Raw genomic sequence first — 18,453 nt, 5'->3', positions numbered from 1 at the left:
GTAAATAAGGGATATACCCTTATTGCATAATTGGATTGAGGTGACCGGCATGTACGAAAGAATCCGCAATATGCGGGAGGACAAAGACCTGACCCAGGCCCAGATGGCCGCCTATCTCAGCATCCACCAGACCACGTATTCCGACTACGAACTCGGAAATCTGAATATCCCCGTCTCCGTCCTGGACAAACTCGCCGACCTGTTCGGCACCAGCATCGATTATCTGGTAAACCGGACGGATGTAAGTAAACCGTATCCAAGATAGAGATATTAATTGGTTATTATGGTTGCTGCATAACAATACCCCGCCTCCGGCGGGGCGCGCGGAGTCGCGCGTAACAAGCGGTTTGCGCTTCGCGCAAATCCTTGATGCCGGGGCAATTCATTTGCCCCGAGCAGATAAAATGTCCCTCGGTACCCAAAAAGAAGAACAGGCATAGCCTGTTCTTCTTTTTGGTGGAGGTGAGGGGAGTTGAACCCCTGTCCGAAAGCACTTTGACGGGAATTTCTCCGGGCGCAGACGGTTATTTAGAATTCCCTTTCCCCGGCGAAAGCCGTCACTCTCCGGGTTCCGGTAGCTTCATTTTACATGCCGCGGGCAAAGCTTACCGCGGACACGTGCACCACTCAGTCACGCCCAACCCCGGCTCGTGGTCCTTCCGGGGCGGACGGCCGCGTTAATTACGCAGCGTAAGCGAGTTTATTGTTGTTCTTTAATTTATAAAGATGCCCATATTAAAGCGGTTGGGCGCCGCTGCCCGCTTATCCCGCCTCCACACCCCCGTCGAAACCGGTACACCCCCGCGGACGGGACGCTGAGACGAAACCGCGTCCCGTATCAACAGTATACACGATGGAAAGGGCGCTGAAAAGGGAAATGATTGCCTTGGGAAACTGGAAATGAACTTACACCTGTTCGGGAGGCGGATACTCCTGGCCGAAGGTTTCCACACGGACCCGGAGCATCTTCTGAGGCGTCAGCGGCGCGTCCGAGCGGCTCCGCTTCACGTTCACGATGCGGTCGGCCTCTTGCATTCCCTCGATGACCTTGCCGAAAGCCGCGTACTGCCCGTCCAGGTACGGCGCGTCCGCCACCATGATGAAAAACTGGCATCCCGCGGAGTTGGGGTTCTGGGCCCGGGCCATGGATAAAACGCCCCGGGTGTGGGCAAGGTCGTTGGGAAATCCGTTGCCGGAGAACTCTCCCTTGATGTTGTATCCCGGGCCGCCGGTGCCGTTTCCCCGGGGACAGCCGCCCTGGATCATGAAGCCGGGGATTACACGGTGAAAGATAAGTCCGTCGTAAAAATTTGCGTTCGCCATGAAAATGAAATTGTTTACGGTGTTGGGGGCGATCTCTGGATAAAGCTCGGCGCGGATGACGCCGCCGCCTTCCATTTCAAAGGTTGCCACCGGATTTTGACTCATGAGAATTCCTTCCCTTCCTAGATAAAAATGCCGGGAACGCCGTCAGTCGTCCCGCCTTCGGTCCTTCATGCTCCGGTCCATCTCCCGCCGGGCGTCTTTTTCCGCTTCGGCCTCCCGCTTGTCGTGGAGCTTCTTGCCCTTGGCGAGTCCCAGCTCCACCTTGACACGGGCGTTTTTGAAATAGACCGAGAGGGGGATCAGGGCGTATCCGTCCTGCCGGATGCGCCCGTAAAGCCGGAGGATCTCCTTTTTATGCATCAGGAGCCTGCGGGGCCGGACCGGATCCTTGTTAAAAATGTTGCCCTTTTCATAGGGGCTGATGTGCATGCCCCGGAGGAAAAGCTCCCCGTCGGAAACTGTGCAGTAGGAGTCCTTCAGGTTCAGCGTTCCCTGGCGGACGGACTTGACCTCCGTGCCGAACAGCTCGATGCCGGCCTCGAATTTGTCTTCCACAAAATAGTCATGCCACGCCTTGGGGTTTTTGGCCACCACCTTGATGCCCTTTGGTTCCACGGGAACACCTCCTTTCCGCGGGGACGGATGATTCCATAATAGAGTATGCTCAGGCCTTTTCCCGCATACACCGGATGAGCAGCTCCTCGGCCAGTACCGCATCCGCCTTGCCGCGGGTTTCCCGCATCACTTGGCCGATGAGGGACTTGACGGCCTTTTCCTTGCCTCCCAGATAGTCGGAGACCACCTTGGGATTGGCCTCGACGGCAGCCCGGCAGATGGCCAGGAGCGCGTCCTCGTCTACTCCCTCGAGGTCCTCCTTCGTGATGAACCGGGCGGCCGGCTCTCCGGTCTCCAGCATTTTGTCCAGGGCGGCCTTGGCCAGGTTCAGCCGCAGACCCTGGGCTTCCATCATGGAGCACAGCTCCCGGAGATGCTCCGCGGAAACGGAAATCCGGGCGGCTTCCTTGTCCTCCTCGGTTTCCAAAGTGCGGAAGATCTGTCCCAGGATGAAATTGGAGACGGCCTTGGGATTTTTAAGGCCCCGGGCGGCGGCCTCGAAATATTCGCAGATTTTCGGGTACCGGACCAGAAGACGGGCGTCCGCGTCGGAAAGTCCGAAGGAGGAGATGTAGCGGGCGAGCTTTGTATCGGGAAGTTCGGGAAGCAGGGCCCGGATTGCCTCGACTTCCTCCCGCGTCGTCACGATGGCCACCAGGTCGGGTTCCCGGAAGTACCGGTAGTCGTGGGCGTCCTCCTTGCTGCGCATGGACTCGGTGGTATTGTCCCCGTCGTTGTAGCGGCGGGTCTCCTGAACGACCTTTTCTCCCGACTCTATGAGATCGATCTGCCGGTGAAACTCGTAGTCCACTGCCTTTTCGATGAAGGAAAAGGAGTTCATATTCTTGATTTCCGCCCGGGTCCCCAGCTTTTTGCTTCCGGCCGGGCGCACGGACAGGTTGACGTCGCAGCGCAGAGACCCCTCCTGCATTTTGCAGTCGGAAATCCCGATGGATTTCATGAGAAGCTGAAGCTGCTCCAGATACTCCCGGATTTCGGACGCGCTCCGGAAATCCGGTTCGGTGACGATCTCGATGAGGGGCACGCCCCCCCGGTTATAATCCACGAAGGTGTTGCCCCCCTGGTGCACCAGTTTGCCCGCGTCCTCCTCGATATGGATCCTCGTGATCCCGATTTCCCGGCCCGAGGAGAGGGTGACATGCCCATGCTCGCACAGGGGCTTGTCGTACTGGGAGATCTGATAGGCCTTGGGAAGGTCGGGATAGACGTAGTTTTTCCGGTCCATCCGGGCGTCCCCGCGGATCTCGCAGTTCATCACCAACCCCGCCATGATGGCGTAGCGCACGACCTCCCGGTTGAGCTTCGGAAGGGTCCCCGGGTGCCCCACGCAGATGGGACAGCAGTTGGTGTTGGGCTCCCCGCCGAACCTGACACGGCAGGAGCAGAAAATTTTCGTCTGGGTGGAAAGCTCCACATGGGTTTCCAGCCCGCACACCATTTCCCAGCTCATAATTTTACCCCCATTTCCGCGCTGCGGATCCAGACCCTTCCGGTGGCCTCCTCGTACTGCCGGGCGGCGTTCAGAATGGTCCTTTCCCGGAAGTGGTTCCCGATGAGCTGCATGCCGATGGGAAGCCCTTCCCCGTCCAGCCCGCAGGGGACCGACACGGCGGGGATCCCGGCGATGTTCACGGGAACGGTGCAGATATCTGTGAGGTAGGTTTCCACCGCGTCCCGCTGCCCGGCGGAGCCGGACTCAAAGGCGGTCATGGGCACGGTGGGGGCCAGGATCATATCGCACCGGGAGAATGCCTCGGTAAAGTCTTGGATGACGGCGCCCCGGAGCTTCTGAGCCTTCTTGTAATACGCGTCGTAGTAGCCGGAGCTGAGCACGTAGGTGCCCAGAAGGATCCTTCGTTTCACCTCGGCGCCGAATCCCTCGCTCCGGGTGCGGCAGATCATGTCGTGAATGCTGGAGTACCCCGCGGCCTGATATCCGTACCGGATGCCGTCGTAGCGGCCCAGGTTGGAGGAGGCCTCGGCGCAGGCCAGAATGTAATAGACCGGCAGGGCGTACCGAATGGAGGGCAGGCCCACGGGGACAAGCTCGGCCCCCATCTCCCGGAAAACGGATATCGCCTGCTCCAGAGAGGCCTTTACGTCTCCCCGGATCCCCTCGAAATATTCCTCCGCGATCCCCACGCGAAGGCCGCTAAGGGATTTGGAAAGACCGGGGACCGCGGGCTCCTCCGAGCCGCAGCTGGTGGAATCCTGAGGGTCCTTGCCGGAAATGGCGTCGAAGACAATGGCTGCGTCCTCCGCGTCCTGGGTAATGGGCCCGATCTGGTCGAGACTGGAGGCGAAGGCCACCAGGCCGAAGCGGGAAACCGCGCCGTAAGTGGGCTTGAGCCCCACGAGGCCGCAGAAGCTGGCAGGCTGCCGGATGCTGCCCCCCGTGTCCGAGCCCAGGCCGTAGACCGCCAGGTTCCCGCCCACGGCGGAAGCCGCGCCCCCGCTGCTGCCCCCGGACACGTGAGTGAGATTCCGGGGGTTTTTCGCGCCTCCGTAGCAGGAGTTCTCGCAGGTGGAGCCCATGGCGAATTCGTCCATATTGGCCTTTCCCAGAAGGACGGCGTTCCTGGCCTTCAGTTCCTGCCAGACGAATGCGTCATAGATGGGAACGTACCCCTGGAGGATCCTGCTGCAGCAGGCGGTCTCCATCCCCCGGGTGGAGATGTTGTCCTTCAGGGTCATGGGAATCCCCTCCAGAAGGCAGATGGCCTCTCCCGCGGCAATCTTTTTATCCACCGCGCAGGCAGCCTGAAGCGCCGTGTCCGGGGTAATCCTCACATAAGCGTTGAGGGCTTTGTTGTCCGCCTCGATGGCGCGCAGATATGCTTCCGTAAGCTCCTTACAGGAAATCTTTTTTGTCTCCAGCAGCCTGTGCAGCTGCGCGATCTTTCCCATGCGTCTTCCTCCTTGCGCCGATGCTCGTTGCCTTCCGGTTATCCCCTGCGTCTGACGAGGAAAAACCCATCCTCGCCGCCGCCTGCGTTTCGCAGAATCTCCTCCTGGGGATAGGAGGGGGCGGGGACGTCCTCCCGGAAGACGTTTGAGAGCCGGTTGATGCCGTCAAACTCCGCCTCCGTACCGGCGTTGTTGATGGTGTCGGCAAAGGAGATGATATTGGACATTTCCTCCGTCAGCGCGTCCAGCTCCTCTTCCGAAACAAAGAGTTTGGCAAGAACTGCGAGATCCAGGATTTCTTCACGGGTGATCATGACGATGCTCCATTCTGCCGCGCGGCGGCGTAAAGTGATATACAAAAGGGCCGGGAAACGGTTCGGCGCTTCCCCTCTGCCCCGGGTTCAGCGGATTTTGATGTGAGTTTCCCGCAGCTGGGCCTCGGAGACGATGCCCGGAGCCCCCAGCAGCAGGTCCTGGGCGTTGGAGTTCATGGGGAAGGCGATGACCTCCCGGATGCTCTGCTCGCCGGTGATGAGCATCAGCATCCGGTCCACACCCGGCGCCATGCCCGCGTGGGGCGGCGCGCCGTAGCGGAAGGCGGAGTAAAGGGCGGAAAACTTCTCGATGATCTCCGCCTCCTCATAGCCCGCTATCTCAAATGCCTTCAGCATGATTTCCGGATCGTGGTTGCGCACGGCGCCGGAAGAGAGCTCCACGCCGTTGCACACGATGTCGTACTGGCAGGCGAGAATATCCAGGGGATCCTTTTCCTCCAGGGCTTTCAGCCCGCCCTGGGGCATGGAAAAGGGATTGTGGGTGAAGATGATCTTCCCGGTCTCCTCCTCCGCCTCGTACATGGGGAAGTCGGTGATGAAGCACATGCGAAAGCCCTCTTTTAAAAGCCCCAGGCGCTGCCCCAGCTCAGTGCGGATCTGGCCGGCCATTTTCGGGGCCAGATCCCTCCGGTCCGCGATGAAATACAAAACGCACCCCGGTTTGAGTCCGGCCCGGAGCTTAAGCTCCAGCCGCTGCTCGTCGGAAAGAAACTTGTCGATGGGCCCCAGGTAGTTCATGTTCTCGTCCACTTTGATATAGCCCAGGCCCTTCATTCCGATGGACATGGCAAAATTCAGCATGTGTTCGAAAAAGCTCCGGGGCTGCCCCGCGCAGTCGGGTACGCAGATGGCCCGCACGGTCTTCATGCGGAAGGGGGCGAAGCCCGTCTCCACGAAAAGATCGGAGATGTCGATGATCTCCAGGGGATTTCGAAGGTCCGGCTTGTCCGTCCCGTATTTCAGCATGGCATCATGGTAGGGAATCCGCGGGAAGGGGGGGGCGGAAACCGGAAGCTCGGAAAAGTGGGAAAAGGCTTCCGACAAGACCTCCTCAGCTACCGCGAAGACCTCCTCCTGGGTGGCGAAGGCCATTTCAAAGTCCAGCTGGTAAAATTCCCCCGGAGAGCGGTCCGCCCGGGAGTCCTCGTCCCGGAAGCAGGGGGCGATCTGAAAATACCGGTCGAAGCCGGAGACCATCAAAAGCTGCTTAAAGATCTGAGGCGCCTGGGGCAGAGCGTAGAACCTGCCCCGGTGCTTCCGGCTGGGGATCAGGTAATCCCGCGCGCCCTCCGGAGAGGAGGCGGAGAGGATGGGTGTCTGCACCTCCAAAAAGCCCAGCTTCTGCATCTTTTCCCGCAGGAATGCGATAAAGCGGCTGCGCAGCACGATCCGGCTGTGAAGGCCGGGATTCCGAAGATCCAAAAACCGGTACCGCAGGCGGATGTCTTCCTTCACGTCGGCGGCGGCGGATATTTCAAAAGGCAAAGAGTTGACGCATTTTCCCAGGACGGTGAGGGAACTCGCCCGGATCTCCACCGTACCGGTGGCGATTTTGGAATTGTAGGTGTCCTCGCTGCGGAGAACCACGGGGCCGGCGACGGATATGACGCATTCCCGGGTGACGCCTTCCAGCAGGCATTCCTCGTGAACCACCACCTGCACCACGCCGTAATGGTCCCGGAGGTCGATGAAAATAATGCCGCCGTGGTCCCGGATGGTCTCCACCCAGCCGGCGGCGCGGACCTCCTGCCCGATATCGTCTTCGGATATCTCAGCGCAGGTTTTGGTCCGGTATTCGTTAGCAGCGGTCATAATCAGCAATCCCTTCGTCGAGTCGGATGGAAATACGGGAAAGATGCCTGCACCTTCCGAGGATGCCGGAAAGCCCGGTGGGGCTTATGCTCCGGACATAATGCACAGACATCTTTGTCTATCTAGGCATCATACCATATAGGAGGAAAAATGTCTACCATTTGCTAAAAAGTGAAATGGTAGATGCTCCGTGAGGACGGAATCATCTGGCGCACCGAATCGGGATATGGTATAATAGCCGCAGAGCGGCTGTCATACCGGGCTGGACGGCGCGATTTGCTCCCGCCCTTCGGGCGGAACCGCAAACGATGCCATATACCGCGAAACGCATCGCGTTTGCGTTATACCGGCCGCAGAGCGGCTGTCATACCGAACGATATAGCGTGGCTGCCTCACCCTGTAGGGGAGGCCGGCGGCGCTGCCGCAGGATAGCCGGCAGGATACTAATTGAAACGGAGCGCGAAACAAGTGGATTTGACGGAAAGAACGATAGAGAGTGAAACGGTATATCAGGGCGTGGTGGTCAAAATCAAGGTGGACAAGGTGAGTATTCCCGGCGGCGGAAGGTCCGTCAGGGAAGTGGTGGAACATCCGGGCGGTGTCGCCATCCTGCCGCTGGATGAGGATGACAACGTGGTCACCGTGACACAGTACCGCTATGCCTTTGGGAAAGAGCTTCTGGAAATTCCGGCGGGAAAGATGGAGCCGGGGGAAAATCCGCTGGAGTGTGCCCGGCGGGAACTCCGGGAAGAGACCGGAATTTTGGCGGACGAATGGGTTTCTTTGGGGTCGATATACGCTTCACCGGGCTTTTGCGATGAGGAGCTGCACTTGTTTCTGGCAAGAGGCCTGAAGCAGGTGCAGGCGCAGCCGGATGAGGACGAGTTTCTTATTATAAAGCGCCTTCCCCTGGATTCTCTCGTGGAGATGGTGATGGCGGACGAGGTGCGCGACGCCAAAACGGCGGCGGCGGTTCTCAAGGCGGAGCGGCTTCTGAACCGATAGGTAAAAGCGGCGGTATCAACCGCTAAGGCTGAAGCCTCAGCCTCCGGCGGTTTCGGCGGGCAGGGATCCGGCCGGCGCGGCCGGTTTCGGCGGGAAAGGAGAAACCGATGGGCAAGAACATTCTCATCGTCGAAGACGAAAAGAATATCGTGGATATATTAAACTTCAATCTCCGGCGGGAGGGATACGAAACCATGGAAGCCTACGACGGGGAGCGGGGGCTGGAGCTGGCGCTGAAAAACAACCCCGACCTGATCCTTCTGGATGTGATGCTGCCTCGGCTGAACGGATTCGACGTCTGCCGGAAAATCCGGGAGCAGAAGATCACGACGCCGGTCATCATCCTCACCGCCCGGGAGGAGGAGGCGGACAAGGTCCTTGGCCTGGAAATCGGCGCCGACGACTATATCACAAAGCCTTTTTCCGTGCGGGAGCTTATGGCAAGGGTGAAGGCCAATATCCGCAGGACGGAGATGGTTCCCTCGCAGGACCCGAAACCGGAGGATTCGACCGGAATTATAGTATCCGGCAGGCTCCGCATCGACAGCGCCGGATATGAAGTACGCAAGGACGGGCGGTTCATCGAGCTGACCCAGAGGGAATACGAGCTTCTTCGGTTCCTGGCGGCCCGTCCGGACAAGGTTTTTTCCAGGGATGAGCTCATGAACCAGGTTTGGAACTACGATTTCTTAGGTGATGTGCGCACGGTGGACGTGACGGTGCGGCGGCTGCGGGAGAAGATCGAGAAAAACCCGGCGGAACCGGAATACATAATTACCCGCAGGGGAGTGGGGTACCTGTTTTCCTCCAGAGGAGACTGACCGGGAAGAGAATCGCCGGACGGATTTGCTGAAACCGTCGGGCTTGGAGGGGTAAAGAAATGTTTCGCAGCCTGCATATGAAACTGGTTTTGATCCTGCTCCTGCTGATCACCTCCCTTATGACGGTGATCGGTTCCTTTCTCATCAGCAGCGTCGTTCAGTTTTACCTGGACGAGTTTTATCAGCAGATGGGGGACGCCTTCGGCGAAGGGAACGCCAGCTTTGTCGCCGACCTGCGCAGCGCCGCCGTCCAGGAGGACGGAGCGGAGCGGATCCAGGTGATTCTGGAGGCAAACGCGGGTCTTTTGGGTATCAACTCCGGCAGCAGGAACTATTATATCCTCAACGGCGTGACGGGAGAGTTCATCACCGGATCGGACGAGGAAGGCGGGAAGGATTTGGCCGTCACCCCCAATATATTGACCGCTATAAACGGTCAGGTGGGGGACGACAGCGACATCACGGCCTCCTATATGGATGTGGCCGTTCCCATTTCCCCCGACGGAAATTCCCAGAACTCCTATATTATTTACATTCTGGACAATCGTCAAACAGTGGAGAAACTCAACTCGGAACTCGTTATGATTATTATAGAGGCGCTGATCTTCGGCCTTGTGATTTCTGTTCTGCTGAGCTTCCTGCTGGCGAAGACCATGATAACCCCCATCGAGCGGCTCACGGAGGGCACCGAACGGGTGGCGGCGGGAGATTTTTCCCACCGGATCGAAGTGGAGTCCGGGGATGAGATCGGCGTTTTGACCAATACCTTCAACCACATGGCAAACGTCCTGAAAGAGACCCTGGAAGAGGTGGAAAACGAGCGCAACAAGCTGGGAACGCTGTTTTTGCATATGACGGACGGCGTGGTGGCCTTTTCCAGGGACGGGAGCGTCATCCACTACAATCCGGCGGCGGAAATGATGCTCCACCGGAAACTGGAAGGCGAGAAATACGAAAAGATTTTCGGCGAGGCGGCCCGGTTTGAAAACCTGCTGGCCCTGGAACAGCCGGCTTTCGTGGAGGCGGAGCAGTCGGTGGCCGGGCGGAGCCTGGAGCTCTTCCTCGCCCCCTTCAGCAAGGACGAGGCCCAGGGTGGCGTCCTGGTGGTGATCCACGACGTTACGGAGCAGCGGAAGGCCGAGGAACTCCGAAGGGAGTTCGTGGCAAATGTTTCCCACGAGCTCCGCACGCCACTTACCAATATCAGAAGTTATGCCGAAACCCTGGCGGCGTCTCCCGACCTGCCGCCGGAAACCGCGGAGAGCTTCCTGGAGGTCATTCTCAGGGAATCGGACCGGATGACCCATATCGTGCAGGATCTCCTTACCCTCTCCCGCTTCGACTACGGCCGCATGGAATTGAAATTTTCCTGGTTTCCCTTCGGGGAGGCCATCGACAATGTATGCAGATCCATGCAGATGGAAGCTAAAAGGCACGGCCATAAGCTGGAAAAGAGCTTTGTGGGTACTCTTCCCCGGGTTTGGGGAGACCGGGAGCGGCTGGAACAGGTCATGCTCAACGTGCTGTCCAACGCGGTGAAATACACCCCCGACGGCGGCGAGATTCGCCTCACCGCAGGCACGGAGGGCGAAAGTGTCTGGATGGAAGTGACCGACAACGGGATCGGGATTCCCGAGGAGGACAAGGATCGGATTTTCGAGCGGTTTTACCGCGTGGACAAGGCGCGCTCCAGGGAATCGGGGGGCACCGGCCTGGGCCTTTCCATTGCAAGGGAGATAGTGATGCAGCATAAGGGAACGATTGAGCTTGTGAACCGCCCGGGTCCGGGTACGACGGTGCGCGTCACGCTGCCGATTGGAGGGAAGGCCGATGGGAGCCTCTGACAGGAAACGGTGCGTGGAAAAATGGAAAACGGCGGCGATTGTGCTGCTGGCCCTGAGCTCCGTATACCTCACCCTTCAGGTTCAGCTGTATACCGGGGGAAACAAGGAAACCTCTGCGGCGGCATGGATTTTGAGCCTGGCGGGCCGTATCGGAACGGGTTCGGACAGCGGCGAATCCTCCGGAGCGGCCGGGACGGGATTTCTAAGCGGTATTTCCGCCGTTCGCATTGCCGTGAAGAATGAAAACGGACGGTACGCTGTTCAGTACGATACCCAGGAGACCGGGGAACTGTTTGACGCGGTGGGAAACCTGCTGGGAGAAGCGGTGGGTTCCGCCGGGACGCCGGAGGCCGTTTCCGCCGAGCAGTGGCGTTCGGCCCTGGGCCGGGTGGGCGTTTATTTCGATTTTCTGGGCCGGATTCCGCTTTCTGCCCTGTCTCAGTGGCTGGGAGCCGACAACGCGGCCCTGGAAGGTTCGGCCAGAAGGATCCTTCTGGCCCTCGGCGATGAGAACACGGCGACACTGTATATCGCCGACGAGGCCGGCGGGGGGTATTACGCCTGCAGCACCGCCGTGACCGCAGCCAGCCTTACGGCGGATTTGTCCGGTTACCTTCCCAACGGGGCGTCCTTCGCCTTTGAACTGGGTGAAGAATATGTGGGTCTTCCTCCGTATACGATGGTACTACCCGATGCACCGCTTTTACATGTGCTTTCCGCCGTAAACCCCATGTCGGACGAGTCGGACAAGGAAACTCTCCTCAAGGCCCTGGATTTTAATCCCCATACCAATTCCCGCTATCCGGAGGCAAACGGCACGGAGGTAATCATTGAGAGTCTGCGCACTCTGCGCATCGGGACCGACGGGACGGTACAGTATCACAACAGCGGCGTGGGAGAGGGGAGCAAGCTCCGGATAACGGAAGATAACGACACGCCCACGGAAACCGAAGTGCTGGAGTACGTCCTGAGCCTTGCGCAGGAAACCGTCGGGAGTCTTGCCGGAGAAGGGAAACTGTATCTCATCGACCTGGAGCCCGGGGGAGAAACGGGAAGCTATACCCTTCGCCTGGGCTACCTGGTAAACGGGGCGGGAGTATATCTGTATAAGGACGGATATGCCGCCGAGTTTGTCATCCGGTCTTGGACCGTAAGCGACGCCACCCTCTATTTCAGAAGCTATACAGCGACGGAAACCGCTTCCGCCGTGCTTCCGGAACGGCAGACCGCGGCGGCGGTGGCGGCGGTGGGGGAGAGCGATCTGGCTCTTTCCTATATAGACGGCGGGGGAACGGAAGTCAAAGCCGGGTGGATTGTGAAATCCCAATCCTGAAAGACGGCGCATTCCGATTTACGGCATGGAGGAGGGATGGGACATGGAATGGTCCAAGCTGAAAACCATCATTATTTTGATTCTCGCCGTATCCAACGTGTTTCTGGCGGGTCTGCTGATATCCAGGGCAGCCGCCCGGGATGCGTCACAACAGGCCGCCATAGATCGCACCGTCGCGGTGTTTGAAAAAAACGGCATCCGGATGGACAGTGAAATCATACCCAAGGTCCTGACCTATAAAACCCTTCAGCTGGAAAGAAACCGGAACCGTGAACAGGAGATCGCCTCCGTGCTGGGCCGGTCGAGTTATTCCGATCAGGGCGGCGGAATCAGCATCTATTCCGGTGAAAACGGGACGGCTCTTTTTCGCGGCAACGGGGAATTTGAAATTCTCATGAATGACGGCGCGATCCCTGTGGATCCGGACAGTTATAAAGAATACGCATCGGAGCTGTTTGCACGGATGGGCTTCGATACCAAAGAAGGCTTTTCGCTTTCCGAGGAGGAGGACGGAACGGTTGCCGTTTCGTCGGGGCAGACGCTGGACGGCTCTCCCGTCTTCAACTGCCGCGCCATCGTGTCGTTTCTGGATGGCCAATTGATATCCGTCGCCGGGAGGCGCCTTACCTCCGACCCTGTGAGTTCGGAGGAGGCGGAGTCGATTTCGGTGGAAACCGCTCTGGTTCGGTTTTTAAACTATCTCAATGAGCAGGGAGACGTCTGCAACCGGATCGAGACGATCACTCCCGGCTATACGGCCCAGGCCACCGCGGTGGATCCTGTCCGCCTCGTGCCGGTATGGAAGATTGTCACCGACACCGGGGCATATTATGTAAGCTGTGAGACAGGCGCCGTGGAAAAAACGGAATAGGGGACCGCCGAAAAGAGAGCGCCGCTGTTTTTCTGCGGCGCAAGGATGGATTTTCCGGCGGGACAGCCGAGAGGTTTCATCAAAAATGGGAGAATATGGGCCGATAATTGCCAAATCTATCATTTTATTTGACTATTTTTATTTTGATTTTGTATAATAATAATGGTATACTAAATACCGCGAAACAAGCAGTCTGCCAAAGACATGAAAAAGGCGCGTGTTGTGCCGGAAATCGGCTGAGTGAAGAATAAAACGCCGGAGGACGGAAAAGGGCGGATCTGCCCGTGAAAACCGCCTGACGGCTGGATTGGGACGGAAAAGGAAGCCGCTGATCGCGGCTGAAGAAATGAGAGTTAAGAGGGTGCGGGCTTGACAAAATATATCATCAGAGGGGGAAATCCCCTTCATGGCGAGGTCAGTGTCAGCGGAGCGAAAAACGCCGCTGTGGCGATTATTCCGGCGGCATTGCTGGTGGAAGGGGTATGCCGGATTGAAAACATTCCTCAGATCAGCGATGTGACTTTGATCCTGAACATTTTGCAGGAACTGGGAGCGGACATCCGCGTGGTCAACCGCAACACCATGGATGTGGATTGCTCCCGCATCCGCAATTCCAGGGCTCCTTACGAGCTGATGCGGAAAATCCGGGCTTCGTATTATCTCATCGGTTCTTTGCTGGGCCGGTTCGGCAGTGCGGAAGTGGCCATGCCCGGCGGGTGCGATTTCGGGGTCCGCCCCATTGACCAGCATATCAAGGGATTTGTGGCCATGGGTGCCTCGGTGGAGGTGCGAAACGGGTTCATTCACGCCAGGACGGAAAACGGGCGCTTAATCGGGGCCCATACCTATCTGGACGTGGTGTCCGTGGGCGCCACCATCAACATCATGCTGGCAGCTACCCGGGCCCGGGGTATGACCATCATCGAAAACGCCGCCAAGGAGCCCCATGTGGTGGACGTGGCGAACTTTTTAAACTCCATGGGCGCGGATATCATGGGCGCCGGTACCGATGTGATCAAGATCCGGGGCGTGGAGACCATGCGGGGCGGCACCTATTCCATCATTCCCGACCAGATCGAAGCGGGAACATATATTGCCGCCGCGGCTGCCGCGGGCGGCGAACTTCTGATCCGGAATATCATTCCCAAGCATTTGGAATGCATCACCGCCAAATTCCAGGAAATGGGCGTGGAGGTGGAAGAGCAGGACGACGCTCTGCGCGTATGCCGCTCGGGGCCGCTTCAGCGCGTGAATATCAAAACCATGCCTTATCCCGGCTTCCCAACGGACATGCAGCCCCAGATGGCGGCGGTTTTATGCCTGGCCGATGGCACCAGCGTGATCACAGAGGGCGTCTGGGACAACCGCTACCGCTATGTGGACGAGTTCAAGCGTATGGGCGCCAGGATTCAGGTGGATGGCAAGGTGGCCGTGGTGGAGGGAACGGGAAAGCTCACGGGAGCCCCAATCCAGGCCTGCGATCTCCGCGCGGGCGCTGCCATGGTGATAGCGGGGCTGGCAGCCCAGGGCGTTACGGAGATCGATCATGTATACCACATCGAGCGGGGTTATGAGGACATCGTGGGGAAGCTCACGGGCTGCGGCGCGGACATCCGCGTGGTGGTTACCCCCGACGACGAGGACAAACAGGCCCAGGTGGGATGAAGGCGCGAACATACGCGTTTTGCTGAATCGGACCGGCATCGGCAGGGGGCGGCGGCGGGAGCCGGCGTTCCCTTTTTCATTCCAGCCGGCAGGAAATGGGTTCCTGCTTTGAAAATTCGTACATTTGGACGGTGGAAATCTTGCTCTCTGTCTGCACCTTTGCCAGCTCCTCCAGCGGGAACTGCCTGCTGGTTTCCTGCGGGAACGCTCATATCCTTGTGGACGCCGGAATCTCGGCCCGCAGGATTGCCCAGAGCCTGAAGTGCCTGGGCCTGTCCCTGGCGGATCTGGACGGGATTTTGATTACCCATGAGCACAGGGATCACATCGCGGGACTGGAAACCCTGGCGAAGCACTGCCCGGCACCCGTGTTTGCCGGGGAGGGGACGGCGGAAGCGCTCCTTGGATGCGCTCCCTCGGTAGGCCCGCGTCTGCGCCCGTTTATCCCCGGAAGCGGGTTTGAATTTAGCGGGGTGTGCGTCAGCTCCTTTCCTACGCCGCATGATACTCCGGTAAGCGTGGGCTACCGGCTGGAATCCGGCGGGCGGAGCGCGGCGGTGGCCACCGACCTGGGCTTTGTCCCCGAGGCGGTCCTGAAAGCCGTCAGCGGCGCGGATGTTCTGGTGCTGGAGGCCAACCATGACGTGGAGACCCTGAAATACGGACCGTATCCGTATTTTTTAAAGCAGCGGATTCTCGGTAACCGCGGACACCTGTCCAACGACGCCAGCGCTGCCGCCGCCTGCACCGCAGCCGGCGGCGGAACCCGCCGGATCATCCTGGCGCACTTGAGCCGGGAGAACAACACGCCAAAAATGGCGCTGGATACCGTGACACAGGCGCTTTTCCGCGCCGGGATCCGGGCGGGGGAGGATTTGGAGCTCAGCGTGGCCCCGCAATTTGAAATGGGGCCGCGGTACATACTGGATTGACGGGAGGACGGCCTTGCTGCACGTTGAAATGATTTGCGTGGGAAAATTAAAGGAAAGATTTTACGCGGATGCCGCCGGGGAATATGAAAAGCGCCTTTCCCGTTACTGCAGGCTCTCCATCCAGGAGCTGCCGGAGGAAAAGGCGGCGGACGACTCTCCCGCCGGCAGAGAAGAAGCCCGGAGGAAGGAAGCCAGGGAGATCGAATCCAGGCTCCAGGGCGGACCGCTGGTGGCGCTGTGCATAGAAGGGGAGGCTTATTCCAGCCAGGAGCTGGCCCGGTATCTCCAGAAGATGGAGCTGGCGGGGCACTCCAGGATAACCTTCATCATCGGAGGCTCGGAAGGGCTTCACGATTCTTTGAAAGACAAGGCAAACCTGAAGCTTTCCATGTCTCCCATGACCTTCCCCCACCATCTGGCCAGGGTCATGATCTTGGAGCAGCTTTACCGCGCGTTTAAGATCCGGGAGGGTTCCCGGTATCACAAATAACAAGCTCCGGTCGGGTTACATGCGGAAAGCGGATAAAATCACGGAAACCGGATAAGGAAGGAAGGCGGTAGTATGCCCTGGTGTCATACCTGCGAAACGGAATATGGGGAGGGGATCACCCGCTGCCCCGACTGCGGCGGGCCGCTTTCTCCCGAAATGCCCCCCGCCAGGATGAAAAAGGCCCGGCCGGTCTGGAAAAAAGACTCCGCGGAGGATACTCCCTGGCCGAAAACGGCGGATGGGCAGCCGGAGCGCGCGGTTTTTCTCGCCACGGTTTCCGACGTGGGGGTGGACGCGGAGCTGGTGATCAGCATGCTCCGGGCCTTCGGCGTCCCCGTGGTGCGTCAGTTTGAACACGGCGGCCAGCTGGGAAAGGTGATCCTGGGTTTTTCGGGGTACGGAGAGGACCTGTATGTGCCGGAGAGCATGCTGGATTTAGCAAGAGAACTCCTGGCCCCGCAACAGGATGACCAAGCATAAAAAGAGGCGGTGACAAATATGTCTTACAGCGACGAATACCGCAGATGGATGGAAAGCGGGGCCCTCACCCCGGAGGAGCTCGAAGAACTGGCGGCCCTGCAGAATAACGAGGGAGAGCTGGAAAGCCGGTTTTTCGGGCCTCTCGCCTTCGGAACGGCGGGGCTCCGCGGCACTATGGGCCTGGGGCTGAACCGGATGAACGCCTATGTGGTGCGCCACACCACCCAGGGCTTTGCCAAAGTGATTCTGGAGTCGGAGCCGGACGCGGCGGAGCGCGGCGTTGCAATCTGCATGGACTGCCGGATGAACAGCGCCGAGTTTGCCAGACAGGCGGCCTGTGTCATGGCGGCCAACGGGATCCGCGTGCGCCTGTTTGAGGCCATGCGACCCACGCCGGAGCTCTCCTTCGCCATCCGGGAATACGGATGCATGGCGGGGATCAACATCACCGCAAGTCACAATCCAAAGGAATATAACGGCTATAAGGTATACTGGGAGGACGGCGCGCAGCTCCCGCCGCAGCACGCCGCGGCGATTGCCTCGGCACTCCGGGAGATCGACATGTTCTCCGGCGTGCGCACCATGAAGTATGAGGACGCCGTGGGCAGTGGCCTTATCACCCTCCTGGGAGGGGAGACCGACGAGCGTTTTTTGAAGCGGGTCCTGGAAATGGCCAGCGACAGGGACGTGGTGGCCCGGGTGGCCGACCGCTTCAAGATCGTATACACTCCGTTTCACGGAACGGGATACCGGCTGGTTCCCGAAGCGCTGCGGCGTCTGGGGATGAAGCACATCCTCTGCGTGCCGGAGCAGATGATCCCCGACGGGAGCTTTCCCACGGTAAAAAGCCCCAACCCGGAGGAAGCCGCGGGCTTTGCTCTGGCCGTGCAGCTGGCCAGGGAAAACGACGTGGACCTCATTATCGGCACCGACCCGGACGCCGACAGGGTGGGCATCATGGTTCGGGAGAAAAACGGGGAATATGTCACCGTCTCGGGCAACCAGACGGGAGTGCTGCTCCTGGACTACCTCATCGGCGCAAAGCGCCGGGCGGGTACCCTTCCGAAAAATCCGGCCGCCCTCAAGACCATTGTGACCACCGAAATGGCAAGGCGCGTGGCCGAAGAAAACGGCGTTTTGTGCTTCGATACCTTTACCGGCTTCAAGTTCATGGCCGAGAAGATCAAGGAGTTCGAGGATACGGGCGGCCCGAATGTGATCTTTTCCTACGAGGAGTCCTATGGGTATATGGTGGGGGACTACGTGAGGGACAAGGACGCCGTTACCGCCTCCATGCTGCTCTCCGAGATGGCCGCCTGGTACGCCTCCCGGAATATGACCCTCTCCGACGCTCTTGCGGAGCTCTATGAAAAATACGGGCATTACATGGAGCGGACGGTGAACCTCATGATGCCGGGCCTGGACGGGATGCGCCGCATGAAGCAGCTGATGGAAGCCCTGCGGGAGCGCCCCCTGGCGCAGGTCGCCGGGACCCCCGTACTGAAGCTCCGGGATTACCGGGACGGAACGGTGCGGGATCTTCACGCGGGTAAGGCCGGTAAAATGGAGCTTTCCGGCTCGGATGTTCTCCGGTTCGATTTAGCCGATAAAACCGCCTTTATCGTTCGGCCCTCGGGAACCGAGCCGAAAATCAAGGTATACGTTCTGGCGTGCGGAAACACCATGGAAGAATGCCGGGAAAAGGTGAGCCGGTACGGGGCCTTCGCGGAAACCCTGGGCGGCTGAAACGCAATAGAAAGGCGCGGCCGGTTAAACCGGCCGCGCTTTTCTATTCCGGGAAAGGGTTTGTCCGGGCCGGAAACTGGGATATAAAATGCACAGCAGGAGGCTGCGCGTCAAGTAAACTTGACACGCAGCCTCCTTTCTGTTATACTGCATGTAAGGTAAACATGACATGCGGGAGGGGTGCCCATATGAAAAATCACGTCCGGAAGCTTCGGGAGGAGCGCGGGCTGACCCAGAAGGAACTGGGTGA

17 protein-coding genes and 1 other RNA gene are annotated in these 18,453 nt (G+C 59.1%); 11 read left to right on the top strand and 7 right to left on the bottom strand.

The features are described 5' to 3' along the window. Positions 1-49 precede the first annotated feature (49 nt). Positions 50-265, top strand: coding sequence for a helix-turn-helix domain-containing protein (locus B9A13_RS12665; protein WP_084235528.1), 216 nt, complete (start codon positions 50-52; stop codon positions 263-265). Between the two features lie 189 nt (positions 266-454). On the opposite strand, the gene ssrA is transcribed toward B9A13_RS12665, so the two are convergent. The 7 genes from ssrA to aspS form a co-directional block, all read right to left on the bottom strand. Next, positions 455-803, bottom strand: a transfer-messenger RNA (tmRNA) gene (ssrA, locus tag B9A13_RS12660). A gap of 103 nt (positions 804-906) precedes the next feature. Next, a complete protein-coding gene (locus B9A13_RS12655; RefSeq protein WP_084235527.1) occupies positions 907-1,428 on the bottom strand; it encodes a peptidylprolyl isomerase in 522 nt (173 codons plus the stop codon). Between the two features lie 42 nt (positions 1,429-1,470). Continuing rightward, positions 1,471-1,941, bottom strand: coding sequence for an SsrA-binding protein SmpB (gene smpB, locus B9A13_RS12650; RefSeq protein WP_084235526.1), 471 nt, complete (start codon positions 1,939-1,941; stop codon positions 1,471-1,473). 49 nt (positions 1,942-1,990) lie between these two features. After that, on the bottom strand, positions 1,991-3,412 hold the full coding sequence (gatB, locus tag B9A13_RS12645; protein ID WP_084235525.1) for an Asp-tRNA(Asn)/Glu-tRNA(Gln) amidotransferase subunit GatB: 1,422 nt from the start codon (positions 3,410-3,412) through the stop codon (positions 1,991-1,993). Next, on the bottom strand, positions 3,409-4,869 hold the full coding sequence (gene gatA, locus B9A13_RS12640; protein WP_084235524.1) for an Asp-tRNA(Asn)/Glu-tRNA(Gln) amidotransferase subunit GatA: 1,461 nt from the start codon (positions 4,867-4,869) through the stop codon (positions 3,409-3,411). Before gatA ends, gatB begins: the two co-directional genes overlap by 4 nt. 38 nt (positions 4,870-4,907) lie before the next feature. After that, positions 4,908-5,183 carry an Asp-tRNA(Asn)/Glu-tRNA(Gln) amidotransferase subunit GatC gene (gene gatC, locus B9A13_RS12635; protein ID WP_084235523.1) on the bottom strand — a complete coding sequence of 92 codons (276 nt, stop codon included), beginning with the start codon at positions 5,181-5,183 and terminating at the stop codon, positions 4,908-4,910. Positions 5,184-5,270: 87 nt separating this feature from the next. Then, on the bottom strand, positions 5,271-7,016 hold the full coding sequence (aspS, locus tag B9A13_RS12630) for an aspartate--tRNA ligase (RefSeq protein WP_084235522.1): 1,746 nt from the start codon (positions 7,014-7,016) through the stop codon (positions 5,271-5,273). 468 nt (positions 7,017-7,484) lie between these two features. Here aspS and B9A13_RS12625 point away from each other — a divergent pair, with 468 nt between their 5' ends. The 10 genes from B9A13_RS12625 to B9A13_RS12580 all read left to right on the top strand — a co-directional run bounded on the left by B9A13_RS12625 (position 7,485) and on the right by B9A13_RS12580 (position 18,203). Beyond that, complete coding sequence (locus B9A13_RS12625; protein ID WP_084235521.1) at positions 7,485-8,021, top strand: NUDIX hydrolase; 537 nt, start codon at positions 7,485-7,487, stop codon at positions 8,019-8,021. Positions 8,022-8,128: 107 nt separating this feature from the next. Further along, positions 8,129-8,842 carry a response regulator gene (locus tag B9A13_RS12620; RefSeq protein WP_084235520.1) on the top strand — a complete coding sequence of 238 codons (714 nt, stop codon included), beginning with the start codon at positions 8,129-8,131 and terminating at the stop codon, positions 8,840-8,842. A 59-nt stretch (positions 8,843-8,901) separates the two neighbouring features. Continuing rightward, on the top strand, positions 8,902-10,686 hold the full coding sequence (locus tag B9A13_RS12615; RefSeq protein ID WP_084235519.1) for an ATP-binding protein: 1,785 nt from the start codon (positions 8,902-8,904) through the stop codon (positions 10,684-10,686). Further along, positions 10,673-12,019, top strand: a complete 1,347-nt coding sequence (locus B9A13_RS12610) for a hypothetical protein (protein WP_084235518.1) — start codon at positions 10,673-10,675, stop codon at positions 12,017-12,019. The genes B9A13_RS12615 and B9A13_RS12610 overlap by 14 nt, the downstream gene beginning before the upstream one ends. Positions 12,020-12,062: 43 nt before the next feature. After that, positions 12,063-12,890 (top strand): two-component system regulatory protein YycI, encoded by an 828-nt coding sequence (locus B9A13_RS12605; protein ID WP_084235517.1) that lies wholly within the window; start codon positions 12,063-12,065, stop codon positions 12,888-12,890. Between the two features lie 369 nt (positions 12,891-13,259). Then, complete coding sequence (locus B9A13_RS12600) at positions 13,260-14,555, top strand: UDP-N-acetylglucosamine 1-carboxyvinyltransferase (RefSeq protein ID WP_084235516.1); 1,296 nt, start codon at positions 13,260-13,262, stop codon at positions 14,553-14,555. 140 nt (positions 14,556-14,695) lie between these two features. Next, entirely contained in the window at positions 14,696-15,487 is a 792-nt protein-coding gene (locus B9A13_RS12595; RefSeq protein ID WP_084235574.1) for an MBL fold metallo-hydrolase, read from the top strand. Positions 15,488-15,500: 13 nt separating this feature from the next. Continuing rightward, complete coding sequence (gene rlmH, locus B9A13_RS12590; protein WP_200809724.1) at positions 15,501-15,977, top strand: 23S rRNA (pseudouridine(1915)-N(3))-methyltransferase RlmH; 477 nt, start codon at positions 15,501-15,503, stop codon at positions 15,975-15,977. Between the two features lie 72 nt (positions 15,978-16,049). Further along, complete coding sequence (locus B9A13_RS12585; protein WP_084235515.1) at positions 16,050-16,457, top strand: hypothetical protein; 408 nt, start codon at positions 16,050-16,052, stop codon at positions 16,455-16,457. Between the two features lie 18 nt (positions 16,458-16,475). Then, positions 16,476-18,203, top strand: coding sequence for a phospho-sugar mutase (locus B9A13_RS12580; RefSeq protein WP_084235514.1), 1,728 nt, complete (start codon positions 16,476-16,478; stop codon positions 18,201-18,203). Positions 18,204-18,453 lie beyond the last annotated feature (250 nt).

Source organism: Papillibacter cinnamivorans DSM 12816, from assembly GCF_900176335.1.
Taxonomy (GTDB): Bacteria; Bacillota; Clostridia; order Oscillospirales; family Oscillospiraceae; genus Papillibacter; species Papillibacter cinnamivorans.
The sequence above is the reverse complement of the archived record's forward strand: the minus strand, read 5'-3'. Positions and strand labels throughout refer to the sequence as shown.